The organism is Mycolicibacterium parafortuitum (genome assembly GCF_002086815.1).
GTDB classification, from domain to species: Bacteria; Actinomycetota; Actinomycetes; order Mycobacteriales; family Mycobacteriaceae; genus Mycobacterium; species Mycobacterium parafortuitum.
In genome coordinates, this window is sequence record NZ_MVID01000002.1 from 40,168 (window position 1) to 66,843 (window position 26,676).

A 26,676-nucleotide genomic window follows, 5' to 3' on the forward strand; every position below is an offset into this window, starting at 1 on the left:
TGTGGATCTGACCGAATACGCGTCCCTCGACGCCACCGCGCTGACCGATCTCGTCGCCGGCGGAGCAGTCACCGCCGCCGAGCTCACCGATTTGGCGCGCCGGGCCTGCCGTCAGGTCGACGACGAGATCAATGCGGTCGCCGAGCTGTACGACGACCCGCGGATCCCGCGCCGGATCGACGCGGCGGCGCCCTTCGCCGGGGTCCCGTTCCTGATGAAGGATTTCGGTGCCCACGAGATCGGCCGGCACCAGTGGATGGGAAGCCGCGTCGTCGACGACGGCGTCGCCGCGGACGAGGCGCCGCTGGCCAGGCGCTTCCGCGAATCCGGCCTGATCTCGGTAGGACGCTCGGCCACATGCGAATTCGCGGTGACGGCGACGACCGAGTCGGCCCGGTACGGTCCGACCCGCAACCCGTGGGACCCGCGCCGCAGCGCCGGCGGGTCCAGCGGAGGCGCGGCCGCGGCCGTGGCCGCCGGTGTCGTGCCGATGGCGCACGGCACCGACAGCGGAGGGTCGATCCGGATCCCTGCCGCCTGCTGCGGAGTCGTCGGGCTGAAACCGACGCGGGGTGCCATGCCCGCCGACCCCGCGGCGTCCTCCCCCGGCGACTTCAACACCGAGTTCGTCGTCACGCGCACGGTCCGCGATGCGGCGCGGGCGTTCTCCGCGTTCCGGCCGTCGTCCTGTGGTGTCCTCCGCCCCTTTGAAGGCCGCCGCAGGATCGCGGTCGCGACCCGTGCGTCCTGGCTGCCGGCCGTCGATCCGGCGGTCGGTGCGGCGACGCTGCGCACGGCGAAGCGCTGTGAACAGTTGGGCCACAATGTCGACGCGGCGGCACCGGAACTCGACTGGGTGTCGCTGTTCGAGGCGATGAAGGACCTGTGGGCGGCCGGGACGCTGGACACCGTAAGTGCCTGGTGCGACGTCTCCGCGCCGATCCGGCCCGCCGGCATCGAGGGTCTGACGTGGGAGCTCGTGACCCGCGCCAAGCGCCTCACCGGCGCCGACATCTGCTCTGCGTTGTCGGCGATCGACAGCGCCACAAAGGCTTTCACCGCGTTCTTCACCGACTACGACATGCTGTTGACACCGACCCTGCCGTCGCCGCCCCCTGCGCTCGGCGGATTCCACCCCGACATGGATCTGGAGTCCTATTACGAGGGCCCGGTGGGCCGGATGGAGCCCGCGGTCGCGGTGTTCAACGCGACCGGGCAGCCGGCCATCTCCATCCCCGCCGGTCTCGCCGACGGCCTCCCGGTGGGCGTCCACCTGGCCGCCGCCCCGCATCAGGAGCCCGCGCTGCTGGCTCTGGCCGCGGAGCTGGAGTCCGAGATCAATTGGGCGGCTTGGACACCGGCCATCCACGTCGGACAATCCCGGACAGAGAACACCTCCACATCCGAACCCGAGGGGCAACTCGTATGACCGACCCGTCCCGACTCACCCCGCCACTTGCCGCGTTCGAACGGCTCCGTGCCTGGATCCTGGCCGGGTCCCTGCCGCCCGGGCAGCGGCTCCAGGTCCGTGACGTCGCGCGCGGAATGGGCTTGAGCACCATGCCTGTCCGGGAGGCGCTGATCCGTCTGGAGGAGGCGGGCCTGGTCACCCAAGAGCCTCGCAAGGGCGCGGTGGTGGCGCGCCTGTCCGTCGAGGACCTTCACGACTACTACGACCTGCGCCAGATCATCGAGCCACCCTCGCTGCAGCAGGGTGTGGAAAGAATGACGCCCGAACGCCTCACCCGGCTGCACTCGACCATGACCGCCCTGCGCGAGGCGGTCGACGACGGCGATCTGATCACCACGCTCGATCTCGACGAGCAGTTGCTGTTGTTGATTCACGGCGCCGTCGCCAACAGGCAACTCACCCGGGTGATCAAGTCAACCTGGGCCCGCGTGCGCCCCTACAAGCTGTTGTTCACCACCACCGCGCAGACGGACGCCGGGACCTACATCGCCAACGAGGACACCCGCTTCGTCGAACTCGCCGAGACACGCGACGGCGCAGGCGCACACGAACTGATGACCCAGAGCCTGGCCAACGCGAAGCTGCGGCTGGCGGACCTGCTGCGCAGCCATGACGGCGGGACGCCGTCGCAGCGCGCCAAGGGGGATTCCCTCGTCGATGTGATCGCGCGCCTCGCGGCCGCAGACGGAGCCGACGTTGCCGGTTGACCGACCATCCCGGCACGTCGTCGTGATCGGCAGCGGGATCATCGGCCTCAGTAGCGCTTTCCATCTGTTGCGGGCCGGCAACAGGGTCACGCTGATCGAGCGTGGAGCCTGCGGACGCGAGGCCTCCTGGGGCAATGCGGGCTGGATCGTGCCGTCGCTGATCCACCCGTTCAACGCACCCGGCGCCGTCCCCCAGGCGCTGTGGGGCATGCTGAACCCGAACAGCCCCATCGCATTACGTCAGTTTCCGAGCTGGTCGCTGGCCCGGTGGGGCCTCGCGTTCCTCCGGCACAGCAGTTCCTCCCGCAGCAGGGAGTCGCTCGACGCGCTGGCCGCGATGGCCTCCGGTGCCACGACCGACGTCGTCGCGCTCGCCGAGCACCTGGGTTTCGAAGTACACCGCACCGGGCTGCTGATCCCGTTCCGCTCGAAGACCGCGCTGGCGGCCCACCGCGTGGCACACGCCGAGGTCGTCGCGGCGGGATACCGCGGCCGTGTCGAGGAATTGAGCGCCGCCCAGATCGCGGCGCGGGAACCGGCGCTGGCCGACGACATCGTCGGCGGCGTGTACCTGCCCGACGAGGTCAGTGTCCGGCCGGACACCATGACCCGAGCGCTGGCGCGGGCCGTCGAGAACCTTTGGGGCGAACTCGCCGAACACGAGACCGTCACCGCGGTCCACCACGGCGACCGCGGCTGGCGCGTCAGGACCGACCGTCGGGTGGTACCCGCGGACGCGGTGGTGATCGCCGCGGGCGGACAGAGCGCCGCGCTGGCCCGGACCTGCGGGGTGCGCCTGCCGCTGCAGTCGGGACGCGGGTGCAGCGTCACCGTGCCGCCGGGGCTCGGGCTCCGCGGCGCGCTGAAGATCGCCGAGGACCGCATCGCGTGCACCCCCTTCGACGGCGGCGAGGTTCGCATCTCCGGCACCTTCGATCTGGTCCGGCCCGGTGCGGGCACCTCCCGCGCCAGGATGCGGTCCGTGCTGGCCGCCGCGGCACGCACGTTGCCCGGCTTGCGTGACCTCGACCTCTCGGCAATCGAGGTGTGGAGCGGGGCCCGGCCCTGCACCCCCGACAGCGTGCCGCTCGTGGGCCCGGTCGGACCGACACCGGGACTCTTCGCCGCGACCGGCCACGGCACGTTGGGGATGACCCTCGCCGTCGCGACCGGACGCGACATCGCCGCGAGGGTGACCGCCATGAACTCCGCGACACTTCCCAACATCCCGAAAGGACACCCGATCCCGTGAGCCTCATCCCGCAGCAGCTGCACTTCTCCGTCGAGGAGTACCGCGCGCGCCTGCTCCGCACCCAGGCCGAGATGCAGCGATCCGGGCTCGACGCCCTGTTGTTGCACCAACCGGAGAACATCGCCTGGCTCGGGGGCTTCTGGCACGACGGTTTCTTCGCCTACCACTCGCTGATCATCCCCGCCGACGGTGAGCCGATCCTCATCGAGCGGGCGCTGGAAGATCCTGTGGCCCAGGAGCTTTCCTGGGTTGACGACCGGCGGGGGTACTTCGACGGCGAGGACGCCGAAGCGCTGGCCGCCGCCGCTGTCAGCGAGGTGACCGCCGTGGGCGGCCGGATCGGAGTGGAGCTCGATTCGGCATTCCTGCCGGTGACCCGCTACCGCAGGTTGGCCGAGCTGTTGCCGGGCCGGGAGCTGCTCGGTCATGGCGACATCGTCGAGGAGCTGCGCCAGATCAAGTCGGCGCAGGAGATCGCCTACATCCGTACCGCCGGACAGATCGCCTCCGCGGCGGTCGCCGCCGGTCTGCAGACGGCACAGCCCGGCGCCACCGAGCTCGACGTGGCCGCGGCCGTCGCGCAGGCACAGGCCGACCACGGCCACGACTCGTTCTTCGGCGGGCTCGGTGGCACCATCTGCAGCGGCTGGCGCACGATCCAGTTGCACGGCCAGCAGACCGGCCGCACACTGGCCCCCGGCGACCGGATCCGCCTCGAGCTGCCCGGCATCCACCGGCAGTACTGGGCCAAGCAGATGCGCTCGACCATGCTGGGCCGTCCCGACGACGGCCTGCTGCGGGCTCACGAGATCCTGCGCATCGCACAGGATTCGGCGATCGCCGCGATGGCCCCCGGTGTTCCGGCGGCGCACATCGCCGAGCTGTGCCGGCGCCCCGTGCTCGACGCGGGGCTGACCGACCGCTACGAGAACCGCGTGGGCTACGGGCTGGGTCTGCAGTTCCATCCGACGTCGGGTGACTTCGCCCTCGACATCGACCATCGCACGAACCGCAAACTCGAGGCCGGGATGGTGTTCCACATGCTGCTGTTCGCCGCCGGCGCCGCGATCAGCGAGACCGTCGTCGTCACCGACAACGGCTGCGAAGTGCTCACCATCGGTGACCGGTCCCTCCCCCGGATCGGCTGATGCGCACACCGACCGTCGCCGTCATCTCCTTGGGCGGCACCATCTCTTGCGGCCCGGGCGACGACGGGTCAGCGCTGGTGCCGCGCACGGATGCCGCCGACGTGCTGTCCACCGACACCGCCCGGGTCCGGTCGGTGCGGTGGAGTCTGGCCGATTCGTCGGAGATCACGTTCGACGAACTCGTACGCCTCGCCCGCGAGATCCGCCGGCAGGTTGTGGACGGGGCCGACGCGGTCGTCGTCACCCAGGGCACCGACACCCTCGAGGAGACCGCGTACGCGCTGAGTCTGCTTCGGCCACTGGATCGCCCGGTGGTGTGCACCGCGGCGATGCGGGCGCCGACGGCTCCCGGCTCGGACGCCGCCGCGAACCTGGGCGCGGCGATCGCCGCGGCGCTCGAACCCGACCTCGCGGAGGCCACGGCCGGCGCCGTCGTGGTGATGAACGACGAGATCCACTCCGCGAAATGGGTGCAGAAGGTCCACACCCAACGCGTCGACGCGTTCGCCTCGGTCGGTCCGGGGCGGCTCGGCGTGCTGTACGAGGGCAGTCCGCGGGTGCTGCGCCGGGACCCGGCGCCCCGGCTGCCCGCCCTCGTGGACCGCGACACGGGCAGGAACGTCCGGGTCGCGGTGTTGCCCGCACTGCTCGATCAGGACACCGCGCTGATCGATGCGGTCGCGCGGGCGGGCTATGACGGCCTGATCCTCGAAGGTCTCGGCGGCGGGCACGTCAGCGGCGCGGTCGCGCACGCCCTCGGCGACCTCGCCCGGGAGATCCCGGTGGTCTACGCCTCCCGGACCCGCGCCGGCGCTGTCCTGGAGCGCACGTACGGTTCCCCCGGCGCCGAGCTCGACCTGATCGGCCGCGGGTGCGTCGCCTCGGGCGAGCTTCCCGCACTGAAGGCCCGGGTGCTGCTGACCATGCTGCTGCGCTCCGGCTACGGCCGCGGCGACGCCGAGACGCTGCTGCGGCACGAGGCCGACGCCCGCGTCGTGGTGCGCTGACGACGCCCGCGTCGTGGTCCGCTGACTCAGACCTTCGGGCTGTAGTAGTGCGGGTTGTCCCGGTACTCGACCGGGGGCAGGTTGCGCGCCGGAGTTTCGACCAGCGGTGAATCGGCCGGACGGCGCCCGAACTCGCGGTCCAGCGCCGAGCGCTTCCGCGGATGCATCAGCCACCGGTCCGGCAGCAGCTTGGTGGCCAGGTGCAGCATGTTCCCGATCCGCCGGTGCACGAATTCCTGACGCGGTGACCAGGTGAAGCCCATCAACTCGCGCACCGGCGGGTCGTACAGGCCGACGGTCATGAACACCAGGAAGCCCTGCATCACCTTCAAGTTCTGCTTCCACAACCAGTCCGGAACCCATTCCAGCGACGGGTGTTTCGGCATCGTCGACAGGTCCAGCACCTCCCGGGCCGCCCAGGTGTTCTCCAACACGTTGCGGCACATGTGATCCCAGTACTCCTGGAATTCCTCCCAGGTCTTGGGGACCGGGCGCATGCTCATGCCGTACATCCGGTACCAGGTGACGTGCTCCTCGAACAGCTGCCTGCGCTGGTCGTCGGTGAGCCCGCCGTGGAATCGCTCGGCGGCCAGCAGCGTGGACTTGAAGAACGTCGCGTGTGCCCAGTAGAAGACGTCGGGGTTCAGCGCGCTGTAGCGGCGCCCCTGGTCGTCCACGCCGTTGAGACCGATGTGGTAGTCGCGCACCTGGGCGCCGGTCCTCGGGGCGCGGTCGCCGTCGAACACCACCCCGCCGATGGGGTAGATCGACCGCAGCAGCCGGGGCATGCGCTCCAGGAAGAAGATCGAGTGGTCCTTGACCGCTGCGCCCAGCTGCGGGTGCATGTTCTGCATCGACCCGGCCCACGGACCCTGGAACAGGCCGGTCCACTGCCCGAAGTACTTCCAGGTCAGCGAGTCCGGGCCGAGGGGCTGCGGAGGTGCGTCGTAGCCGCCGTGACTGACCGGGCACCCCGCCGCCACCACCTCCGACTCCGGTGTGGAGTCGCTGGTCACCGGTCCCGCCGCGGACGTATCTTGAGTCACTGTGCTCTTTCCGTTCGACGCATCACGCTATTTTGACTACGTACGTTGTCACTAATGGAGCTTAGGAGGGCCGTGCCGTCCGGTCAACGACGCGGGAGATGGTCGGGTGTTCCGCTGCCGGATCGTCAGGCGCTTCGCCGCGACGAGCTGATCGCCGCCGGCATCGCGCTGCTCGGCAGCCCCGGCGGCCCCAACCTCACCGTGCGCGCGGTGTGCAAGGCCGCGGGCCTGACGGAACGCTACTTCTACGAGAGTTTCTCCGACCGTGACGAATACGTCGCCGCGGTCTACGACGAGGTGTGCGCGGCTGCGATGTCGACGCTGGCCGAATCGGAGAGCATGCGCGACGCCGTCGAGCGATTCGTCGCGTTGATGGTCGACGACCCGGCACGCGGGAGGGTGCTTCTTCTGGCCCCGGAGGTCGAACCGGTGCTGGCCCGCTCCGGAGCGCGCTGGATGCCCAACTTCATCGAGTTGCTCCAGCAGAACCTCACCCGGATCACCGATCCGACCACCCAGGCGATGGTTGCCACGGGCCTGATCGGGGCACTCACCGCACTGTTCACCGCCTACCTCGACAACCGGTTGGCGGCCACCCGAGAGCAGTTCATCGACCATTGCGCTGAGCTACTGCTCAGCAGGGCCGTTACCTAAAAGAGGCCTCCGACCTCGGGGTGCGCCCGGCGCGGCGACTTGAATGTCACCGACGTACACAGATATATTGAGTGCAACCATCAGGTACAGATAACTGGGAGGTGTCGTGTCGAAAGACCTGACCGACCTGCAACTGCTGAGGGAACTCGAGCCCGTCGTCGAGCCTTTGGTCAACCGGCACATGCGGATGAAGAAGGACTGGAATCCGCACGACTACATCCCGTGGTCCGACGGCAAGAACTACTACGCCCTCGGCGGCCAGGACTGGGATCCGGAGCAGGCGCAGCTGTCCGAGACGGCCCGGGTCGCGATGCTGGTGAACCTCCTCACGGAGGACAACCTCCCGTCCTATCACCGCGAGATCGCGATGAACTTCACCATGGACGGCCCGTGGGGCTTCTGGGTCAACCGGTGGACCGCCGAGGAGAACCGGCACGGCATCGCGCTGCGTGACTACCTGATCGTCACCCGCAACGTCGACCCGGTCGAACTCGAGATGCTGCGCGTCGAGCAGATGACCCGCGGCTTCTCCCCCGGCCAGAACCAGCAGGTCGAGGCCGACCTGTTCGCGGAGAGCCTGTTCGACTCGGTCATCTACGTGACGTTCCAGGAGCTCGCCACCCGCGTCTCGCACCGCAACACCGGCAAGGCCTGCGAAGAGCCGATCGCCGACCAGCTACTGCAGCGCGTCTCGGCCGACGAGAACCTGCACATGATCTTCTACCGCGACGTGTCGGAGGCCGGTTTCGAGATCGCCCCCGACCAGGCGATGAAGTCGCTGCACAAGGTGCTGCGCAACTTCAAGATGCCCGGATACACGATCCCGGACTTCCGCCGCCGCGCCGTGACCATCGCCTCCGGCGGGGTCTACGACCCGAGGATCCATCTCGAGGACATCGTGATGCCGGTGCTGAAGAAGTGGCGCATCTTCGAGCGCGACGACTTCAACGGCGAGAGCGCACGGATGCGGGACGACCTCGGTCTGCTCGTCGAGGAGTTGCAGGACGCCGTCGACAAGTTCGAGGTCGCCAAGCAGCGCCGCGAGGAGCGGCTCCGCCAGATGGCGGAGAAGAAGGCCGCCAAGAATCTGCTGGTGGGATCATCAGCGTCCTGACCGATACCACTCGACCGGCCCGATCCCTGCGGATCGGGCCGTTCGACCTTCGCAGCCCGGTCGTCCTCGCGCCGATGGCCGGGGTGACCAACGTCGCGTTCCGCACCCTGTGCCGCGAACTCGAGTTGGCCCGCGCCGGCACGGTCAGCGGCCTGTACGTGTGCGAGATGGTCACCGCGCGCGCCCTCGTCGAGCGGCATCCGGTGACGATGCACATGACGACGTTCGCCCCGGAGGAGTCGCCGCGCTCGCTGCAGCTCTACACCGTCGATCCGGTCAACACGTACGCGGCCGCGAAGATGATCGTCGACGAGAACCTGGCCGACCACATCGACATGAACTTCGGCTGTCCCGTGCCGAAGGTGACCCGTCGCGGCGGTGGCGCGGCACTGCCGTACAAGCGGAGGCTGTTCGGCCAGATCGTGGCGGCCGCGGTCAAGGCCACCGAGGGCACCGATATCCCGGTCACCGTGAAGTTCCGGATCGGGATCGACGACGCGCATCACACCCATCTCGATGCCGGGCGCATCGCGGCCGAGGAGGGGGCCGCGGCGGTCGCACTGCACGCCCGCACCGCGGCGCAACGCTATTCGGGCAGTGCGGACTGGGAGCAGATCGCCGCACTGAAGGCCCACGTCACGAATGTTCCGGTGCTCGGAAACGGTGATATCTTCGACGCTCGTGACGCGCTGGCCATGATGGCCGCGACGGGCTGCGACGGGGTCGTGATCGGCCGCGGCTGCCTGGGCCGGCCCTGGCTGTTCGCCGAGTTGTCCGCGGCGTTCACCGGCGCGACGCCGCCCGTCCCGCCCACCCTCGGCGAGGTCGCGCGGATCATCCGCAGACACGGCGAGTTGCTCGCCGCGCATTTCGGGGAGGACAAGGGCATGCGGGACATCCGCAAGCACGTCGCGTGGTACATGCACGGTTTCCCGGCAGGAGCCGATCTCCGCCGGTCCCTGGCACTGGTCAAGACCATTTCCGAGCTCGACGACCTGCTCGGCCAGCTCGACCCCGACGTCCCGTTCCCCGACGCCGCCAACGGCCCGCGCGGCCGCCAGGGCTCCGCGGCATCGGTGACGCTCCCCGAAGGCTGGCTCGACGACCCCGACGACTGCACCGTGCCCGCCGGGGCCGACGTGATGCATTCCGGCGGCTGAGCTGCGACGAAACCGTCCACGACGGATTCGAGGCGGCCCCGAGAGGGTATCGACACCGATCTGAGAGATATCTGACACCTAGGTTCGGCTGGAGGTATCTCAGGATGTCTCAGTACGATGAGGGATCAAACCGTCCCGCTCGGCGCACCGAGCGCGGACCAGCGATCCACGACAGATAGCAGGCACCCGGCAATCTGCGTGCCACAGCGCAACGACGCGCGTGCACCGCGATACGCCGCCCGGGCTGGAAGGCCGGTAGGAACATGAGTGACGGCGATGGCGCCACTCCTGGCCGCCCGCACTCCGGAGACGGCGGCTCGGCCCTCCCCGGCGACGGTGCCACCCCGGACGCCACGGCGAGCACCGACAATGACGGGCTTACCCGATCCCGCAGGGCGAAGCCACTCGCCGCGCCGTGGGAACGCGAAATCGATACCTCGGCACGCGACGACTCTGCACGCGACGACTCGACACGCGATTACGAGCAGTCGGGACCGGTCACCGTCGCCGACCTGATCGCGAAGATCAACGGCGAAGCGCCGCCCGCCGAGCCGAAGCGCCACCGCGCTGCCGACGACGACACCCACGACAGCGCCACCCGGTACAGCGACACCCACTACAGCGACACCCACCACAGCGGGCCCGCGCCGGAACCCGTATCCGAACCAGAGCCCGAGCCGTATCCGGACACCGGCGACTTCGACACCACGATCCTTCCGGTGATCGACCCGCGGACCTCCGAGATCCCCGACCTCACCGCCCTGCGCCCGGCCCGGCGCACCCCGGCACCGCGACTGCTGACCCATCACCGCGCCGTCGTCATCGGCCGGGTCGCCGCGGCCCTGGCCGCCGTGCTCGCGCTGGTCCTGACCGGCGGGGCGTGGCAATGGCAGTCCGCGAAGAACAACCTGCTCAACCGGGTGTCGGCGCTGGATCCGGACTCCCGTGACATCGTAGACCCAAACGCGCAGTTCGGTGACGAGAACTTCCTGATCGTCGGCACCGACAGCCGGCTCGGCGACAACGCCGAGATCGGCGCGGGCACCACCGAGGACGCCGCGGGCGCCCGGTCGGACACCGTGATGCTGGTGAACATCCCGGCCAACCGCAAACGTGTTGTGGCCGTGTCGTTTCCGCGTGATCTCGAGATCGAGCCGATGAAATGCGAGCCGTGGGACCCCGAAACCCGCGAGTACGGCCCGATTCAGGACCCCGAGTCGCCGATGTACGGCAAAGAACAGGTCTACACCGAGTACAAACTGAACTCGGCTTTTGCCGTCGGCGGCCCCAAGTGCCTGGTGAAGGTCATCCAGAAGCTGTCCGGTCTGCACGTGAACCGGTTCATGGCAGTCGATTTCGTCGGGTTCTCGAAGATGGTCGACGCCCTCGGCGGCGTCGAGGTGTGCAGCACCGCGCCGATCGAGGACTACGAACTCGGCACCGTGCTGGCGACGGCGGGGCGGCAGATCGTCGACGGCCCCACCGCCCTGAACTACGTGCGGGCCCGCCAGGTGACCACCGAGACGAACGGCGACTACGGCCGGATCAAGCGCCAGCAGCTGTTCCTGTCGTCGCTGCTGCGCTCGCTGATCTCCAAGGAGACGTTCTTCTCGCTGTCCAAGCTCAACAACGTGGTGAACCTGTTCATCAACGACAGCTACGTCGACAACGTCAACACCAAGGACCTCGTCGACCTCGGCCAGTCCGTGCAGGGCGTCAACGCAGGCCGCATCACGTTCGTCACCGTGCCGACGGTCGGGTACGCCGACGAATGGGGCAACGAGATCCCCCGCCTCGACGACATGCGGGCACTGTTCTCGGCGATCATCAACGACGATCCGCTGCCCGAGGAGCGCAACGCCGACAACACCCCGGTGCCGGGCACCCCGGAGTCGCTGGCCAACGCGACCACCGGTGAGGGCGGACCGTCCGACGAGATCGTCGACGCCGTGACCACCGACCCGGAGAACGTCACGGTGCAGGTGTCGAATTCGACGACGACGAGCGGACTCGGCGCCACCGCCGCGGCCGCGCTCCAGACCCACGGCTTCAACGTCACGACACCCGACGACTACCCTGGCCCGCTGCCGCGCACGACGGTGTTCTTCTCGCCCGGCAACGAGGAGGCCGCGGCCACGGTCGCATCGTCATTCGCCGACGCCACCATCGAGCGCACCACCGGCCTCGGCGACGTCGTGCAGGTGGTCCTCGGCAGCGACTTCGACGCCGTCACCGCGCCGTCCCCGAGCGGGTCCGCTGTGCAGGTGCACATCATCCGCGGTACCAGGACGCCGACCACCGAGCTGCCCGAGGACCTGACCGTCACCAACGCCGCGGACACCAGCTGCGAGTAAACCCAGCGTTTGAGCAGGTTGGATTCACCTTCCGTTCACCGGTCGGTTCGTGACGCCGGCGTCGACGCACCGTAGGGTTGGTGCATGCGTACCGCTTACCACGAGCAACTGGATGCCCTGACCAACCTGCTCGGCGAGATGTGCGGGCTGGCCGGCGTTGCCATGGAGCGAGCCACGCAAGCCCTGCTGCAGGCCGACCTCCCGCTCGCCGAGCAGGTGATCACCGACCACAACCAGATCTCGGCACTCAGCGTGCGCGCCGAAGAGGAAGCGTTCGTGATCCTCGCGTTGCAGGCGCCGGTCGCCGGGGATCTGCGCGCCATCGTCAGCGCGATCCAGATCGTCGCCGACGTCGACCGGATGGGCGCGCTGGCGCTGCACGTCGCCAAGATCGCCCGCCGCCGCCATCCTCAGCACGCGCTGCCCGAGGAGGTCAACGGCTATTTCGCCGAGATGGGGCGCGTCGCTGTCGAACTCGGCCACAGCGCGCAGGAGGTGCTGCTGACCCGCGACCCGGAGAAGGCCGCGCGGATCCGCGAGGAAGACGATGCGATGGACGATCTGCACCGTCACCTGTTCACCGTGCTGATGGACAAGGAATGGAAGCACGGCGTCGCGGCGGCGGTCGACGTGACACTGCTGGGCCGGTTCTACGAACGCTTCGCCGACCATGCCGTCGAGGTGGCCCGGCGGGTCATCTTCCAGGTCACCGGCCGTAACCCCGACAGCGACGAACTCCCCGCCTCCCGCTGACCCGGGAAACACAAATCGCACCATCTCGCGGGAAATGGTGCGATTTGTCTGCGTGCCGGCCGAACCGCGGCAGGGACCGTCAGCCGAAGCGGCCCGAGATGTAGTCCTCGGTGGCCTTCTGGGTCGGGTTGGAGAAGATCTTCTCGGTGTCGTCGATCTCGATCAGCTTGCCCGGCTTGCCGGTGGCCTCGAGGTTGAAGAACGCGGTCTGATCGCTGACCCGGGCGGCCTGCTGCATGTTGTGCGTGACGATCACGATCGTGAAGTCCTGCTTGAGCTGTGAGATCAGGTCCTCGATCGCCAGCGTCGAGATCGGGTCCAGCGCCGAGCACGGCTCGTCCATCAGCAGCACGTCGGGTTGCACCGCGATGGCCCGCGCGATGCACAACCGCTGCTGCTGACCGCCGGACAGTCCGCCGCCGGGCTTGTCGAGCCGGTCCTTGACCTCGTTCCACAGGTTCGCGCCCCGCAGCGAGCGCTCGGCGACCTCGTCGAGCGTCTTCTTGTTGCGCACCCCCTGCAGCCTCAGCCCGGCCACCACATTGTCGCGAATCGACATGGTGGGGAACGGATTCGGCCGCTGGAACACCATGCCGATGGTTTTGCGCACACCCACCGGGTCGACACCGGCGCCGTAGATGTCCTCACCGTCGAGCAGCACCGAACCCTCCACGCGGGCACCGGGGATGACCTCGTGCATGCGGTTGAGCGTGCGCAGCACCGTGGACTTGCCGCAGCCGGACGGGCCGATGAACGCGGTGACACTGCGCGGCTCCACCGACAGCGAGACACCCGCCACCGCGTGGAAGCTCCCGTAGTAGATGTTGACGTCTTTGAGATCCAGCCGCTTGGCCATGACTACTCCTAAACCTTCTTGGGCGCAAAGAATTTGGCGATGAAGCGGGCACCGACGTTGAGGACGGCGATAAGGACGACGAGCGTCAGCGCAGCACCCCAGAGACGATCCGTGGGAATCGGGTTGGCCCCGGCGCCTGCCGAGGTCTGGTCGTACATCATGCCGGGCAGCGAGCCCATGAAACCGCCGAACACGTCGAAGTTGATGGCCTGCGAGTAGCCCACCAGGATCAACAGCGGCGCGGTCTCGCCCATCACGCGGGCCAGCGACAGCAGGATGCCGGTGACGATGCCCGACAACGCGGTCGGCACCACGATCGCCGCGATCGTCTTCCACTTCGGCACACCGAGCGCGTAGCTGGCCTCGCGCAGATCCATCGGCACGATCCGCAGCATCTCCTCGGTGGAGCGCACGATCACCGGGATCATCAACAGCACCAGGGCCAGCGACACGGCGAAGCCCGACCGCTGGAAGCCGAACGTGGCGACCCACAGCGCGTAGATGAACAGCGCGGCGACGATCGACGGAACCCCGGTGAGGATGTCGACCATGAACGTCGTGACCTTGCCCAGCCGGGTGCCGCCGCCGTACTCGACGAGGTAGATCCCGACGAACACGCCGACCGGTATCGAGATGATCGCGCAGATCGCGGCCTGCAACAGCGATCCGACGATCGCGTGGTAGGCGCCGCCGCCCGCGGCGAACGCGGTCATGCCGGCCTGCGAGTTCAGCCACCACGTGCTCGACAGCACGATGCCGAGACCCTTGGCCACGACCGTGTACAGCACCCAGATCAGCGGGACCACCGCGATCACCACGCAGGAGGTGACCAGCACGGTCGCGACGGTGTTGGTGATCCGCCGCCGCGTGCTGACCCCTTGGAAGGTGGGTACCTTGACCGGCTGGTCCAACGTCGGCGAGGTCATGATGCGGACCGGTCCTTTCCGGCGACCGCGGCGCGGGCCAGCGAGTTCACCACGAAGGTCAGGATGAACAACACCAGGCCGGCTGCGATGTAGGCGCCGGCCTTGTACTGGTCGTTGAATTCCGACGCCGCGGAAGCGATCTTGCTGGCGAAGGTGAAGCCGGCGTCGAACAGCGACCACCCGAACGCGGTCTGGGTGCCGCGCAGGATGATCAGCAGCGCGATCGTCTCGCCGAGCGCACGGCCCAGACCCAGCATCGCGCCGCTGATGTAGCCGGACATCCCGAACGGGAGCACCGTCGTGCGCACCACTTCCCAGCGGGTGGCACCCAGCGCCAGCGCGGCCTCGATCTGGCCGCGGGGCGTTTGGATGAACACCTCCCGCGTCACCGCGGTGATGATCGGCAGGATCATCACCGCCAGCACGATGCCCGCGGTGAAGATGGTGCCGCCGCCGGCCACCGATGCGTTGCCCGTGGAGAACAGGAACAGCCAGCCCAGGTTCTCGTTGAGCCACAACGCCGCCGGCTTGATGGCCGGCGCGAGCACGTACAGGCCCCAGACGCCGTAGATGATCGACGGCACCGCAGCCAGCAGATCCACCATGGAGGCCAGGGGGCCGGCCACCCGCTTGTGGGCGTAGTTCGTCAGGTAGATCGCGATGCCCAGTGCCACCGGCATCGCCAGGATCAACGCGAACACGGACACGAACACGGTCACCTGGAGCAAATCGAGGATGCCGAAGTGCATCGCCGAGGTGTCGGTGGTGATCCAGTTACCGCCGTAGAGGAAGAAGTTCTCCTCGTTGCGCGCCAGGGCGGGGATGGCGCGCCACATCAGGAAAATCCCGATCGCGGCGATGATCGCCACGATCAGGATTCCCGAGCCCTCTGCCAACCCGCGGAAGATGCGGTCACCCGCGCGAACTTTGGCGTGCTTGGAAGGATCAGTCGAGATCGGGGACGGCTCGGGGAAGGGAGCGGCCTCGGACATCCGGCCGGCCTCCCCTGCCCCCGATCCCAACGGATTCGGTGTCGTCAATGCTGTTCCATCAAGCTTGTCGGACATTCGGTCAAGCACCCATCCTTGCCGCGGGACGGCAGTTGCGCCAGTGAGCTAGGACGTCGAACCGATGGCGTCGATCGACGTCAGCAGACGCTCCTTGAACTTCTCGGGCAGCGGAACGTAGCCGGCGGAGGACAGTCCGCTCTGGCCGTCGTTGGCCGCGACCGTCAGGAACGACTTGACCGCCGTCGCGGTGTCGGCGTCGTACCCGTTCGAGCACACGATCTCGTAGGTGGCCAGCACCAGCGGATAGGCGCCGGGCTCCTGCGTGCCGTACAGCGAACCGAGATCCAGCGTCAGGTCGTTGCCCTCGGCCGCGAACTTCGCCGCGTCGATGGCCTTGCCCGCCGACTCGTCGGTGAGCTCGACCGAGCCGCTGCCGTTGTCGATCAGCGCGTACGGGATGCCGGCCTGGTCGGCGAAGCCCTTCTCGACGTAGCCGATGGCACCCGGGGTGGACTGCACGGCCTGCGCGACACCGGCCGACTTCTGCGCGCCTTCACCGGCACCGCCCTGGAACTCGCTGCCGTCGCCCTTGGTCCACGCGCCGCCGGAGGCCGCCTCGAGGTACTTCTGGAAGTTGTCGGTGGTGCCCGACGAGTCGGAGCGGAAGATCGGCGTGATCGCCGAGTCGGGCAGCGACTTGCCCTCGTTGAGCGCGGCGATCGCCGGGTCGTTCCACGTGGTGATCTGGCCCTGGAAGATCTTGGCGAGGGTGTCGCCGTTGAGCACCAGACCGTCGACGCCTTCGACGTTGTAGGCCATCGCGATCGGACCGAAGACCAGTGGCAGGTTCCACGCCGGGTTTCCACCGCAGCGCTGCGCGGCCTGCTCGGCCTGGTCGCCCTTGATGGCGGAGTCCGATCCGGCGAAGTCCACGTTGCCCGCGACGAACTGCTCACGTCCGGCGCCGGACCCGGTCGGGTTGTAGGACAGGTTCTTGCCCTGGCACTTCTGCCCCCACACCTGGTTGAACAGCGCGACGGCGTTCTGCTGAGCGGTCGAGCCCTCGGCGGTGACGGACGCCTTACCGCCGCAGTCGGCGGCCGACGCCGACGACGTGCCGGACTCCGGGGAGCCCGCGGGAGCGTTGTTGTCGCTGCCGCACCCGGCGAGCGTCAGCGCGGCGATCGCTGCGACCGAGACCGTCGTACCGAACGACCTGCCGATGATGTTGAGCTTCACTGATCCCCTTTTCCGTTAACGGGTTCGACTCACGGCAACGTATGCGTCCGTGGTGGACGTTTCGGGGATGGTGGGTGAACGGCGAGTGAACAGGTTCAGCGAGTTCACAGGTGCGCGGACGCCGCGGCCGCGTAGGCCACATCGGCGTTCACGACGTCGAAGCCCAGCCGCCGGTAGGTCTTCACCGCGGCGGTGTTGTCGGCTTCGACGTAGAGCATCACGTCGGCCCCGCGGCCCCCGCCGGCGAGGCGGTCGGCCAGGTGGTGCAGCCCGAGCAAAGTCAGTGCCCCACCCAGCCCTCGTCCCTGCGCGGCCGGGTCGACACCGACCACGTACACCTCGCCCAGGGACGCGGAATGCACCTTCGTCCAATGGAATCCGAGCAGCCGGCCGGTGTCCTCGTCGAAGGCCAGGAAGAAGCCCTGCGGGTCGAACCACGGCTCGCCGCGGCGTTCGGCGATGTCGGCGTCGGTCCAGCCGCCCTGCTCGGGATGCCAGGAGAACGCCGCGTTGTTGACCCGCAGCACCTCGGCGTCGTCGGCCGGGCCCGAGTACGTGGCGAACCGGACCCCGGCGGGGTGGGTCTGCGGCGGCAGGTCGGCCAGCGGGCGCCGCATCTGGAGGAGTTCGCGGACCGCCACGAGGTCCAGCGCCGCGGCGGTGGCCTGCGCGGCGGGCAGGTTGCCGTGCGCCCAGACCCTGCCACCCGGGCCGGCCTCGGCCAGCGCGGTGCGGATCAGGACCGATCCCGTGCCGCGGCAACGGGCGCTCGGGGCGACCACGGCTTCGGCCATCGGCGCAGTGTCGTCGTCGCCGGGCGCCAGGTTCAGGTAGCCGACGATCGCGTCGTCATCGACGGCGATCAGGTGCCGGGTGCGGTCGTGGGCCAGTGCGCGCAGTACCTGGTCGCCGACCGGGGCGACCCCGTCCTCGGCGGTCGCGGCCGAGACGAGCTCGCGGATGCGCTGCTGATCGGTCTCCGACAGATGCTGCTGCCAGCTGATGGACTGAGCCGGGGTCACTGACTGCGCAGCGCGTCGCCCAGCGCCTCGGGGATGTCGTCGCCGAGCCCGTCGTCGGCGTACGGGTCGTCGTCAAGGTCGTCGGGCTCGGCGTCCGCGGCGGGCGGGCGCCCGCGGGCGGGCCGGACCGCCTTGTACCCGACGTTGCGGACCGTACCGATCAGCGACTCGTATTCCGGGCCGAGTTTCGCGCGCAGCCGTCGCACGTGCACGTCGACAGTGCGGGTGCCGCCGAAGAAGTCGTAACCCCACACCTCCTGCAGCAGCTGGGCGCGGGTGAACACCCGGCCGGCGTGCTGGGCGAGGTATTTCAGCAGCTCGAATTCCTTGTAGGTCAGGTCGAGCGGACGCCCCCGCAGCCGGGCGGTGTAGGTGCCCTCGTCGATGACCAGCTCACCGAGGCTGATCTTGCCGAGGTTCTCCTGATTCGCCATCCCGCCGCGGCGGCCGACCAGCAGCCGAAGCCGGGCGTCGATCTCGGCAGGCCCGGTGCTGGGCAGCAGGATCTCGTCGAGACCCCATTCGACGTTGACCGCGACCAGCCCGCCCTCGTTGACGACGGCGACCACCGGCACCGAGGTTCCGGTGGTGCCCAGCAGCCGGCACAGACCGCGCGCGGCGGCCAGGTCGGTACGGGCGTCGACGATCGCGACGTCGGCGGTTCCCGCTTCCAGCAACGAGGACACCTCGGTCGGCGCGGTGCGCACGTTGTGGGCGAGAAGTGACAGGGACGGCAGGACCGATTCAGGGTGCGGGTCAACCGTCAGTAACAGCAGATCCAACTGACCCTCCAGCAGCCGTGGAGTTTTCGCCCGGACGACTCTGTCTCGTTTGATTTCCCAGATTCATGCCTGACATACGGCCGTTACCGGCGCGATGGTCAACTAACGATAGCGTGCCACCTGCTATTAAGCCGCGCGGAACCGATGTTCTGGACGGCGTCGGCCACAATGTCGTGGTGCGCAAGCTCGTAATCGGTGCGGTCTCGACCCTGCTCGCGGTGGTCCTCGGCGGTGTCGGCACCGACTTCGGTGCCGCGATCTACGCCGAATATCGCCTGGCCAGAAGCGTTCGCGCCGCCGCGAACCTGAACTGGGACCCGTCGGTGGCGATCCTCGGATTCCCGTTCATCACGCAGGCGCGGCGCCATCACTACGACGAGGTCGAGATCAAGGCCAGTGGTGTGGATCACGCCGTCGTCGGCAAGGCGTCGCTGGAGGCGACGATGCATTCGGTCGGTTTGGGCGACTCCTGGCTCGTCGCGCCGGACGCGACGCTGACCGTCGGGAAACTGGAGAGCCGGATCATCATCGACTCGACCCACGTGGGCCGGTTCATGGGCATCCCGGACCTGCTGATCGAGGCGCCGACGGCCGAGACCGAGGACTCGACGGGCGGCACCACCGAATCCGGCATTTCCAGCAACCGGGGGCTGGTGTTCACCGGCACCCCGGACAAGGCGGGCTTCGACGAGCGGGTCAGCATCGCGGTCGACGTGTCGATCTCCGGACCGGATGCCACGACGCTGGTGCTCACCGCGACCGGGGTGCTGACCGAACCGGGCACCGCGGACCAGGCGGTGCCCGACGACAAGCTGGACGCGGTACTGGCGGCGTTCTCCACCGAGCTGCCCGGCCAGAAGCTCCCGTTCGGTATCGCGCCGACCAGCGAGGGCGCCCGCGGCTCGGATCTCATCATCGAGGGCATCGCTGAGGGAGTAACCATCGACCTCGACGAGTTCCGACTGTCATGAGTTCGTCGTGGATCGCGGTCATCGCCGTGCTGATCGGGGTCTTCGGGGTCGCGTTCGTGATCGGCAGGCTGATGACGCTGCGTTCCGGGTTGCTCAAGGGGGCCGCCGAGTGGCCGGCCCTCGACGACGGCGACGTCGAAGATCTGGGCCTGTCGCGGACCGGCCCGACGGTGCTGCACTTCAGCGCCACCTGGTGCGGCCCGTGTGTGGGACTGCGCCGGATCGTCGACCAGGTGTGTGCCGAGCTGCCGGGGGTGGCGCACGTGGAGATCGACATGGACGCCAATCCCGAGGCGGCGCGCAAGCTTTCGGTGCTCTCCTTGCCGACGACGTTCATCTTCGACACCGAGGGCAGGCAGCGCTACCGGGCGTCGGGAGTGCCGACCGCCGCTGACCTGCGTGCGGCGGTGGAACCGCTGTTGGCCTGATCACCCTGTTGTTGGGTAAGCTGTCTGCCGTGTCAGCCCGCCTTGAGCTCACGCTCACCAAGCGTCGCGCAGTGGACCTGTGCCGCGTTGCGGGTTGTTGCTGTTGTTGTCGTAGCTGCTGAGTAGCCGCGCTCTTCTTCGCGCGCACTCTGCGTTCTGGCCGTGACCGGCCGCCGCATTCAGCCGTATCAAGCAACAGGAGCACATCTATGTCGAACCTCACAGCCACCGGCGCCCCGGCGCTCGTGGATGTGCGCGGCCCCCGATTCGTCGCGTGGGTGACGACCGCCGTGCTGGTGGTCGCGCTGTTGGTGTCGGCGCAGAACCCGGCCGCCGCCGCGGTGATCCTCGGCGTACAGGCGCTGGTCTTCGCGGTCGGCGCGGCGCTCGGACCCCGCCGCCATCCGTACGGCCTGGTGTTCGCCGCGGTCGTCGCGCCGCGATTGGGGCCGGTCACCGACCGTGAACCGGTGCCGCCGCTGAAGTTCGCACAGCTGGTCGGGCTCGTCTTCGCCGTCGTCGGCGCCCTCGGTTTTGCCAGCGGCCTGGTGCCGCTCGGTCTGGCCGCGACCGGCCTCGCGCTCATCGCGGCGTTGCTCAACGCAGCCTTCGGGATCTGTCTTGGCTGTCAGCTCTACCCGCTCATCGCCCGCTTCACGCCCACGCAGTAGCAATCGAAAGGATCCACCACATGGCACGCTCCGACGTCCTGGTCACCACCGACTGGGCCGAGAGCAATCTCGACGCACCGAACACGGTCTTCGTCGAGGTCGACGAGGACACCAGCGCCTACGACACCGGTCACATCCCGGGCGCCATCCGGCTCGACTGGAAGAAGGATCTGCAGGATCCGGTGAGGCGCGACTTCGTCGACGCCGCGCAGTTCTCGAAGCTGCTCTCCGAACGCGGCGTCTCCAACGACGACACCGTGATCCTCTACGGCGGCAACAACAACTGGTTCGCCGCGTACGCGTACTGGTACTTCAAGCTGTACGGCCACGAGAACGTCAAGCTGATCGACGGCGGCCGCAAGAAGTGGGAGCTCGACGCCCGCCCGCTGTCCAAGGATCCGGTGAGCCGTCCGCAGACCAGCTACTCCGCCAAGGAGCCCGACCTCAGCATCCGCGCATTCCGCGACGAGGTGATCGCCGCGATCGGCACCAAGAACCTGGTCGACGTGCGGTCCCCCGACGAGTTCTCGGGCAAGATCCTGGCCCCGGCCCACCTCCCGCAGGAGCAGAGCCAGCGTCCCGGCCACGTCCCCACGGCGATCAACGTGCCGTGGAGCAAGGCGGCGAACGAGGACGGCACCTTCAAGTCCGACGAGGAACTGGCCAAGCTGTACGCCGACGCCGGCCTGGACGGCGAGAAGGAGGTCATCGCGTACTGCCGGATCGGTGAGCGCTCGTCGCACACCTGGTTCGTGCTGCGGGAGCTGCTGGGCCACAAGAACGTCAAGAACTATGACGGTAGTTGGTGCGAATACGGTTCCCTCGTGGGAGCCCCGATCGAGTTGGGAAGTTGATATGTGCTCTGCCCCTAAGCAAGGACTGACGTTGCCGGCCAGCGTCGACCTGGAGAAGGAAACGGTCATCACCGGCCGCGTCGTCGACGGTTCGGGCCAGGCTGTGGGTGGCGCCTTCGTGCGTCTGCTGGACAGCTCGGACGAGTTCACCGCCGAGGTCGTCGCGTCGGCCACCGGTGACTTCCGCTTCTTCGCGGCGCCGGGTAGCTGGACGCTGCGTGCGCTGTCGCCGGCGGGCAATGGCGATGCCGCCGTCGCGCCGTCGGGTGCGGGGATCCACGAGGTCGACGTCAAGGTCGCGTGACGGAGTCACGCAAATCGGCCGGAGCGTGACGGAGTCACGCAGTTCGGATTGAGCGTGACGAAGTCACGCAATTCGGATTGAGCGTGACGCGGGTGCTGCGCCCCTTCGCCGGGGCGTAGCACCGGTCTTCCTGCGAAAACGCTGCAAAATTTGCTGACGTCGGTGAAACTGTCGGGGAACCCATGCTGCTGGGCGTGGGTTCGACCCCGACAATTCGCGGGTGTCACGGAGACGGACCGCGCGCCCCTGGCAGGCCCGGACTCGCGGCTCGCCGCGGTAACCCTTGAGGACCGACTATGAAGATCACGATCGCGTGCGCCGCCTCGGCGGCCTTCGCCGCAGTTGCCCTGTTCAGTGCTCCCGCGGCGTTCGCCGCGCCTGAGGACGAATTCCTCACTGTGATCAGCGACGGCGGCATCACCTGGCCGTCGGAGAAGACGCCTGAGGTCATCGCGACCGGCCATGCCGTCTGCCAGGACTGGGACAACGGCGCCACCTTCGAACAGGAAGTCGCCGACCTGACCAGCGTCACCTCCTGGTCGGACTACCAGGCCGGCTACTTCATCGGCGCCGCCACCGGCGCGTTCTGCCCCGAATACGAGTGGAAAGTCAGCTGAGACCAGCGCTTTCACTGAACTCGAGAGCCGCCGGGAGACTTGTTCTCCCGGCGGCTAAACTTTTCTCCCGTGGTGCTGTTTTTCGAACTTCTGCTCGTCGCCGCGGTCGTGGTGATCACGTGGTTTGCGCTGTACGCGCTGTACCGCCTCGTCACTGACGAGTCGTGACCCTGCGGACGCGAGGCGCAAGGTGACGTCCGGCGACGAGGCGGTCGCCGCAGCTGCCGCGCGAGCCCGGGAGACCGCCGCGCGCAACATCCCGGTGTTCGACGATCTGCCGTTGCCGTCGGACACCGCGAATCTGCGCCTGGGCGCCGACCTCGACGACGCGCTGCTGGCTCTGCTGCCGCTGGTCGGTGTGTGGCGCGGTGAGGGCGAAGGGCGCGATGCGCACGGCGACTACCGCTTCGGCCAGCAGATCGTGGTGTCTCACGACGGTGGCGACTATCTGAACTGGGAAGCCCGCTCCTGGCGGCTGGACGACGACGGCGAATACGACCGTCCCGGCCTGCGCGAGACGGGCTTCTGGCGTTTCGTGAACGACCCGGCCGACCCGGGCGAATCGCAGGCGATCGAGCTTCTGCTGTCGCATTCGGCCGGATACATCGAGCTGTTCTACGGGCACCCGCTGAATCAGGCGTCCTGGGAACTCGTCACCGACGCGCTGGCACGCAGCAAGTCCGGCGTGCTCGTCGGCGGCGCGAAGCGCCTCTACGGCATCGTCGAGGGTGGCGACCTGGCCTACGTCGAGGAGCGTGTCGACGCCGACGGGGGTCTGGTCCCCCACCTGTCCGCCCGGCTGTCCAGGTTCGTCGGCTGATGCGCGGGATAACAGTCGCCGCGGCGATCGCCGCGACCGGAGTCATCGCCGCCTGTTCGGCGCCCGCGCAGCCCGTCGAGGAGACCACCACGCCGCCGTCGGCGGTGCCGAGCGTCGGACACGGCTCGTTCGCGTACTGCCTGGGCGAGCACGGTGTCCCCGCGCCTCCGGGGCCGGCCGCCGAGCCGCCGCCCGGCGTCGACCCCGAAACCTGGAACGCCGCGATGGCCGAGTGCTCGTCGCTGGCGCCCGGTCCCACGGAGTAATTCCAGGACCGACACGTTTCACCGCGTGTGGTAGAACTGTAATTCACAACCGGTTGTCGCCGGTGAGCCCACCGAATTTGCCTTGCCCATCTGCGCAGGCTTCGGGCGCGAATTGCGGCCATACAGAGGGAGTACCGTTGACTGAGAGTTCATACGCCGTGGTCATCGGTGGCGCGTCGGGTATCGGCGCGGAGATTTGTCGCGAAATGGCCGATAACGGTTACGCCGTGGTGGTGGGCGACCGGAACATCGACGCGGCGCAGGCACTGATCGGCGAACTCGCCGGCACCGGGCACGCCGCCGCACAGGTCGACGTCGCCGACGAAGCCAGTGTCGCAACGTTCTTCGACTCACTCTCCCAGCGGCCGGGCCGGTTCGACGTCGCGGTCAACTGCGCCGGCATCACGGTACTGGGGCTCGTCACCGAGTTGCCGGTGGCCAAGTTCCGGCGCGTGGTCGACGTCTGTCTCACCGGTGCATTCCTGGTCGTTCAGCACGCGGCCCGGCACATCGCCGATGGCGGCGCCATCATCTCCCTGAGCTCCCTGAACGCGCGGCAGCCCGCCGTCGGCATGAGCGCGTACTGCTCCGCGAAGGCCGGGCTGTCCATGCTGACGCAGGTCGCCGCGCTGGAGCTGGGCGCCCGCGGTGTTCGCGTCAATGCGATCGCTCCCGGCCTGGTGCGCACCCCGCTCACCTCCGGTGCGCTGGGCGTTCCCGGGGTGGAGAGCGAATACGTCGAGAACGTCCCGCTGGGCCGGCCGGGCACACCCGGCGAGATCGCCGATGCCGTGCTCTATCTCGCTCGCGCACAATGGATCACCGGTGAGGTACTCGACATCAACGGTGGCGCGCACATGATGCGCTACCCGAACGTGCACGCCCATTTCGAGCGGTCCGTGCAGGCGGGCTCCCCCGCCTGACGACGCGGAGTCCGTCACGCTTCTCGAACCCGCCGCCCGGCGGTGCCGCCGTGGTCTCGTCATGGTGCCATCATGTCGCCAGCACACCCGGTGTTATTCACTGTGCCAGCACGAATGGCCGTCATCTAGTTGCATGTATTGGACTTCCCTTCATATAGTTAGTCTCTATTCTAGTTAAATCGAGAACTGAGGGTGGAGATGCAGCGCACCGTATGCGTGGCGGGGGTCGGCATGACCCCATTCGCCAAACCGAGCAAGAGCCGGAACTACCAGGAGATGGGTGCAGACGCCGCGCGCGCCGCACTCACCGATGCGGGCGTGGACTACGCCACCGTGGAGCAGGCCTACGTGGGCTACGTCTACGGGGACTCGACATCAGGGCAGGCCACGCTCTATCACCTGGGCCTCTCTGGCATTCCGGTGGTCAACGTGAACAACAACTGCTCGACCGGCTCGTCGGCGCTCTGGCTGGCCCGTCAGGCAGTGGCCTCCGGAGCCGCCGAATGCGTTCTGGCCCTTGGCTTCGAGCAGATGCGCCCGGGTGCACTGGCCGCGGTGTGGGACGATAGGCCCAGCTCGACCGGGAAGTTCGAAGAGGTGGCGATGGGTCGGCCCGGAGCCGATCCGCAGGCGCCGATGGCCGCACAACTGTTCGGCGGCGCCGGCGTGGCACACATGGAGCGCTTCGGCACCAAACCTGAGACCTTCGGCCGCATTTCGGTCAAGGCCCGCCAGCACGCCGCGCGCAATCCCTTCGCTGTCTTCCGCGATCCGGTGACCCTCGACGAGGTGATGGCCTCGCCCACGATCTGGGGTCCGCTGACCCGGCTGCAGTGCTGCCCTCCGACGTGTGGCGCCGCCGCGGCGGTGGTGTGCAGCGAGGAGTTCGCCGCCAAGCACGGGATCGACGGCGCCGTCGTGATCCGCGCACAGTCTCTCGTCACCGACCTGCCCGGCGCCTACAACGGCGATGACATGCGCCGCGTCGTCGGCTACGACATGTCGGCGAAGGCGGCCGCCGACGTCTACGAGTCCGCAGGCGTTGGCCCCGAGGATATTCCGGTCGTCGAACTGCACGACTGCTTCACCACCAACGAACTGATCACCTACGAGGCACTCGGGCTGACCCCCGAGGGCACCGCCGAGAAGTTCATTCTCGACGGCGACAACACCTATGGCGGACGCGTCGTCACCAACCCGTCGGGCGGCCTGCTGTCCAAGGGCCACCCGCTCGGCGCGACCGGTCTGGCTCAGTGCGCCGAACTCGTGTGGCAGCTGCGTGGTACGGCCGGGGAACGGCAGGTCGACGGCGCGCGCCTGGCTCTGCAGCACAACCTCGGTCTCGGTGGGGCCTGCGTGGTCACCCTGTACGAAAGGAAATCCCAATGAGCGCTGAAACCCTGAAGGGCTACCAGTGGCCGGAGAGCAGTGTCGACGTCGAACGCGGTCGTGTCGCGATGTTCGCCAAGGCGATCGGCGAAACCGACCCGGTCTACTTCGACGTCGAAGCCGCCCGCGCTGCGGGCCACCCGGACCTGCTGGCGCCGCCGACGTTCGTCTTCGGACTCGACCTTGAACACTCCGACACCCTCGGGGTGCTCGAAGCCAACGGCGTCGACGTGTCGTCGGTCCTGCACGGAGAGCAACGCTTCACCTACCACCGTCCCGTGCACGCCGGGGACACTCTCTCCCTGCAGGCCGAGTTCACCGACTACTTCTCGAAGAAGAACGGCGCGCTGGAGTTTCTGGTACGCCGATCCCAGCTGACCGCAGGCGGCGAACTCGTCGCGGAGATGGAAAGCGTGTCCGTCATCCGGAATGGAGCACCCTCGTGAGCACCGCTGCCGCCGACATCCAGGTCGGAACCGAACTGCCACCCCTGGTGGTAGCACCGATCTCGCGGACGACACTGGCGCTGTTCGCCGGCGCCTCCGGTGATCACAATCCGATCCACGTCGACATCGACGCGGCCCGGGCGGCCGGTTTCGACGACGTGTTCGCCCACGGCATGCTGTCGATGGCGTACCTGGGTCGGCTCGTCACGTCGTGGGTTCCGCAATCGCAGCTGCGGGCGCTGAGCACCCGGTTCACCTCGATCACCCCGGTCCTGGCGCAGCCCACGTGCACGGGAACGGTGACCGGTATCGACGACGTGGACGGCGAGAAGCGTGCCACCGTCGAGGTGAAGATCAGCCTTGCCGACGGGACCGTCACGCTCAGCGGCGAAGCAGTCGTCGCGCTCGCCTGATCATGGGCGTCCTCTGAATCCAGGCAGCACCCGGAAGGGTGAACTATAATCATGGTTCACTCTTCCGGGGCCT

30 protein-coding genes are annotated in these 26,676 nt (G+C 68.3%); 23 read left to right on the forward strand and 7 right to left on the reverse strand.

Annotated features, from left to right (window positions below; all coding sequences use genetic code 11):
- Position 1 precedes the first annotated feature (1 nt).
- From BST38_RS02825 to BST38_RS02845, 5 genes are read left to right on the forward strand one after another with little or no spacing between them, the layout of a single operon-like run.
- Complete coding sequence (locus BST38_RS02825; protein ID WP_083141739.1) at positions 2–1,429, forward strand: amidase; 1,428 nt, start codon at positions 2–4, stop codon at positions 1,427–1,429.
- Positions 1,426–2,178 (forward strand): GntR family transcriptional regulator, encoded by a 753-nt coding sequence (locus BST38_RS02830; protein ID WP_083141740.1) that lies wholly within the window; start codon positions 1,426–1,428, stop codon positions 2,176–2,178. The genes BST38_RS02825 and BST38_RS02830 overlap by 4 nt, the downstream gene beginning before the upstream one ends.
- Complete coding sequence (locus tag BST38_RS02835; RefSeq protein ID WP_083141741.1) at positions 2,168–3,430, forward strand: NAD(P)/FAD-dependent oxidoreductase; 1,263 nt, start codon at positions 2,168–2,170, stop codon at positions 3,428–3,430. The genes BST38_RS02830 and BST38_RS02835 overlap by 11 nt, the downstream gene beginning before the upstream one ends.
- Positions 3,427–4,578: a M24 family metallopeptidase gene (locus BST38_RS02840; protein WP_083141742.1), complete on the forward strand. Its 1,152-nt coding sequence runs from the start codon at positions 3,427–3,429 to the stop codon at positions 4,576–4,578. Before BST38_RS02835 ends, BST38_RS02840 begins: the two co-directional genes overlap by 4 nt.
- Entirely contained in the window at positions 4,578–5,585 is a 1,008-nt protein-coding gene (locus BST38_RS02845) for an asparaginase domain-containing protein (RefSeq protein ID WP_083141743.1), read from the forward strand. The genes BST38_RS02840 and BST38_RS02845 overlap by 1 nt, the downstream gene beginning before the upstream one ends.
- Positions 5,586–5,611: 26 nt before the next feature.
- Here BST38_RS02845 and BST38_RS02850 read toward each other — a convergent pair whose 3' ends face one another.
- The gene (locus tag BST38_RS02850) at positions 5,612–6,631 is read right to left on the reverse strand and encodes an oxygenase MpaB family protein (protein ID WP_083141744.1); all 1,020 of its coding nucleotides are present in this window, start codon (positions 6,629–6,631) and stop codon (positions 5,612–5,614) included.
- 72 nt (positions 6,632–6,703) lie between these two features.
- On the opposite strand from BST38_RS02850, the gene BST38_RS02855 reads away from it, so the two are divergent.
- From BST38_RS02855 to phoU, 5 genes are all read left to right on the forward strand, one after another.
- Positions 6,704–7,285 carry a TetR/AcrR family transcriptional regulator gene (locus BST38_RS02855; RefSeq protein WP_083141745.1) on the forward strand — a complete coding sequence of 194 codons (582 nt, stop codon included), beginning with the start codon at positions 6,704–6,706 and terminating at the stop codon, positions 7,283–7,285.
- 106 nt (positions 7,286–7,391) lie between these two features.
- A complete protein-coding gene (locus BST38_RS02860) occupies positions 7,392–8,399 on the forward strand; it encodes an acyl-ACP desaturase (RefSeq protein WP_083141746.1) in 1,008 nt (335 codons plus the stop codon).
- A gap of 26 nt (positions 8,400–8,425) precedes the next feature.
- Positions 8,426–9,559 (forward strand): tRNA dihydrouridine synthase DusB, encoded by a 1,134-nt coding sequence (gene dusB / locus BST38_RS02865; protein WP_083142080.1) that lies wholly within the window; start codon positions 8,426–8,428, stop codon positions 9,557–9,559.
- A gap of 263 nt (positions 9,560–9,822) precedes the next feature.
- Entirely contained in the window at positions 9,823–11,913 is a 2,091-nt protein-coding gene (locus BST38_RS02870; RefSeq protein WP_083141747.1) for an LCP family protein, read from the forward strand.
- A gap of 84 nt (positions 11,914–11,997) precedes the next feature.
- Complete coding sequence (gene phoU / locus BST38_RS02875; RefSeq protein ID WP_083141748.1) at positions 11,998–12,666, forward strand: phosphate signaling complex protein PhoU; 669 nt, start codon at positions 11,998–12,000, stop codon at positions 12,664–12,666.
- Between the two features lie 79 nt (positions 12,667–12,745).
- Here the strand turns inward: phoU and pstB are convergent, their stop codons facing one another.
- From pstB to BST38_RS02905, 6 genes are all read right to left on the reverse strand, one after another.
- Positions 12,746–13,522, reverse strand: coding sequence for a phosphate ABC transporter ATP-binding protein PstB (gene pstB / locus BST38_RS02880; RefSeq protein WP_083141749.1), 777 nt, complete (start codon positions 13,520–13,522; stop codon positions 12,746–12,748).
- Between the two features lie 8 nt (positions 13,523–13,530).
- Complete coding sequence (gene pstA / locus BST38_RS02885; RefSeq protein WP_083141750.1) at positions 13,531–14,448, reverse strand: phosphate ABC transporter permease PstA; 918 nt, start codon at positions 14,446–14,448, stop codon at positions 13,531–13,533.
- A complete protein-coding gene (gene pstC / locus BST38_RS02890) occupies positions 14,445–15,515 on the reverse strand; it encodes a phosphate ABC transporter permease subunit PstC (RefSeq protein ID WP_083141751.1) in 1,071 nt (356 codons plus the stop codon). The genes pstA and pstC overlap by 4 nt, the downstream gene beginning before the upstream one ends.
- A 48-nt stretch (positions 15,516–15,563) precedes the next feature.
- The gene (pstS, locus tag BST38_RS02895) at positions 15,564–16,697 is read right to left on the reverse strand and encodes a phosphate ABC transporter substrate-binding protein PstS (protein WP_083141752.1); all 1,134 of its coding nucleotides are present in this window, start codon (positions 16,695–16,697) and stop codon (positions 15,564–15,566) included.
- A gap of 104 nt (positions 16,698–16,801) precedes the next feature.
- Positions 16,802–17,719 carry a mycothiol synthase gene (mshD, locus tag BST38_RS02900; RefSeq protein WP_237160648.1) on the reverse strand — a complete coding sequence of 306 codons (918 nt, stop codon included), beginning with the start codon at positions 17,717–17,719 and terminating at the stop codon, positions 16,802–16,804.
- The gene (locus BST38_RS02905) at positions 17,716–18,501 is read right to left on the reverse strand and encodes a winged helix-turn-helix transcriptional regulator (RefSeq protein ID WP_083141753.1); all 786 of its coding nucleotides are present in this window, start codon (positions 18,499–18,501) and stop codon (positions 17,716–17,718) included. Before BST38_RS02905 ends, mshD begins: the two co-directional genes overlap by 4 nt.
- 173 nt (positions 18,502–18,674) lie before the next feature.
- Here BST38_RS02905 and lmeA point away from each other — a divergent pair, with 173 nt between their 5' ends.
- The 13 genes from lmeA (at position 18,675) to BST38_RS02965 (ending at position 26,603) form a co-directional block, all read left to right on the forward strand.
- Positions 18,675–19,472, forward strand: a complete 798-nt coding sequence (gene lmeA / locus BST38_RS02910; RefSeq protein ID WP_083141754.1) for a mannan chain length control protein LmeA — start codon at positions 18,675–18,677, stop codon at positions 19,470–19,472.
- The gene (locus BST38_RS02915; protein ID WP_083141755.1) at positions 19,469–19,900 is read left to right on the forward strand and encodes a TlpA family protein disulfide reductase; all 432 of its coding nucleotides are present in this window, start codon (positions 19,469–19,471) and stop codon (positions 19,898–19,900) included. Before lmeA ends, BST38_RS02915 begins: the two co-directional genes overlap by 4 nt.
- Before the next feature lie 29 nt (positions 19,901–19,929).
- On the forward strand, positions 19,930–20,022 hold the full coding sequence (locus tag BST38_RS29855) for an Ms5788A family Cys-rich leader peptide (RefSeq protein ID WP_353961526.1): 93 nt from the start codon (positions 19,930–19,932) through the stop codon (positions 20,020–20,022).
- 87 nt (positions 20,023–20,109) lie between these two features.
- Positions 20,110–20,571 (forward strand): DUF4395 domain-containing protein, encoded by a 462-nt coding sequence (locus BST38_RS02920; protein ID WP_083141756.1) that lies wholly within the window; start codon positions 20,110–20,112, stop codon positions 20,569–20,571.
- A 20-nt stretch (positions 20,572–20,591) separates the two neighbouring features.
- Complete coding sequence (locus tag BST38_RS02925) at positions 20,592–21,425, forward strand: sulfurtransferase (protein ID WP_083141757.1); 834 nt, start codon at positions 20,592–20,594, stop codon at positions 21,423–21,425.
- Between the two features lies 1 nt (position 21,426).
- Positions 21,427–21,729, forward strand: a complete 303-nt coding sequence (locus BST38_RS02930; RefSeq protein ID WP_083141758.1) for a DUF1416 domain-containing protein — start codon at positions 21,427–21,429, stop codon at positions 21,727–21,729.
- A gap of 296 nt (positions 21,730–22,025) precedes the next feature.
- The gene (locus BST38_RS02935; RefSeq protein ID WP_083141759.1) at positions 22,026–22,346 is read left to right on the forward strand and encodes a DUF732 domain-containing protein; all 321 of its coding nucleotides are present in this window, start codon (positions 22,026–22,028) and stop codon (positions 22,344–22,346) included.
- Between the two features lie 190 nt (positions 22,347–22,536).
- On the forward strand, positions 22,537–23,166 hold the full coding sequence (locus BST38_RS02940; protein WP_083141760.1) for a heme-binding beta-barrel domain-containing protein: 630 nt from the start codon (positions 22,537–22,539) through the stop codon (positions 23,164–23,166).
- Positions 23,166–23,432, forward strand: coding sequence for a hypothetical protein (locus BST38_RS02945; RefSeq protein WP_083141761.1), 267 nt, complete (start codon positions 23,166–23,168; stop codon positions 23,430–23,432). Before BST38_RS02940 ends, BST38_RS02945 begins: the two co-directional genes overlap by 1 nt.
- Before the next feature lie 137 nt (positions 23,433–23,569).
- Complete coding sequence (locus tag BST38_RS02950; RefSeq protein WP_083141762.1) at positions 23,570–24,355, forward strand: SDR family NAD(P)-dependent oxidoreductase; 786 nt, start codon at positions 23,570–23,572, stop codon at positions 24,353–24,355.
- A 198-nt stretch (positions 24,356–24,553) separates the two neighbouring features.
- Positions 24,554–25,744, forward strand: coding sequence for a lipid-transfer protein (locus tag BST38_RS02955; protein ID WP_083141763.1), 1,191 nt, complete (start codon positions 24,554–24,556; stop codon positions 25,742–25,744).
- The gene (locus BST38_RS02960; RefSeq protein WP_083141764.1) at positions 25,741–26,190 is read left to right on the forward strand and encodes a MaoC family dehydratase N-terminal domain-containing protein; all 450 of its coding nucleotides are present in this window, start codon (positions 25,741–25,743) and stop codon (positions 26,188–26,190) included. Before BST38_RS02955 ends, BST38_RS02960 begins: the two co-directional genes overlap by 4 nt.
- Positions 26,187–26,603 (forward strand): MaoC/PaaZ C-terminal domain-containing protein, encoded by a 417-nt coding sequence (locus BST38_RS02965; protein ID WP_083141765.1) that lies wholly within the window; start codon positions 26,187–26,189, stop codon positions 26,601–26,603. Before BST38_RS02960 ends, BST38_RS02965 begins: the two co-directional genes overlap by 4 nt.
- Positions 26,604–26,676 lie beyond the last annotated feature (73 nt).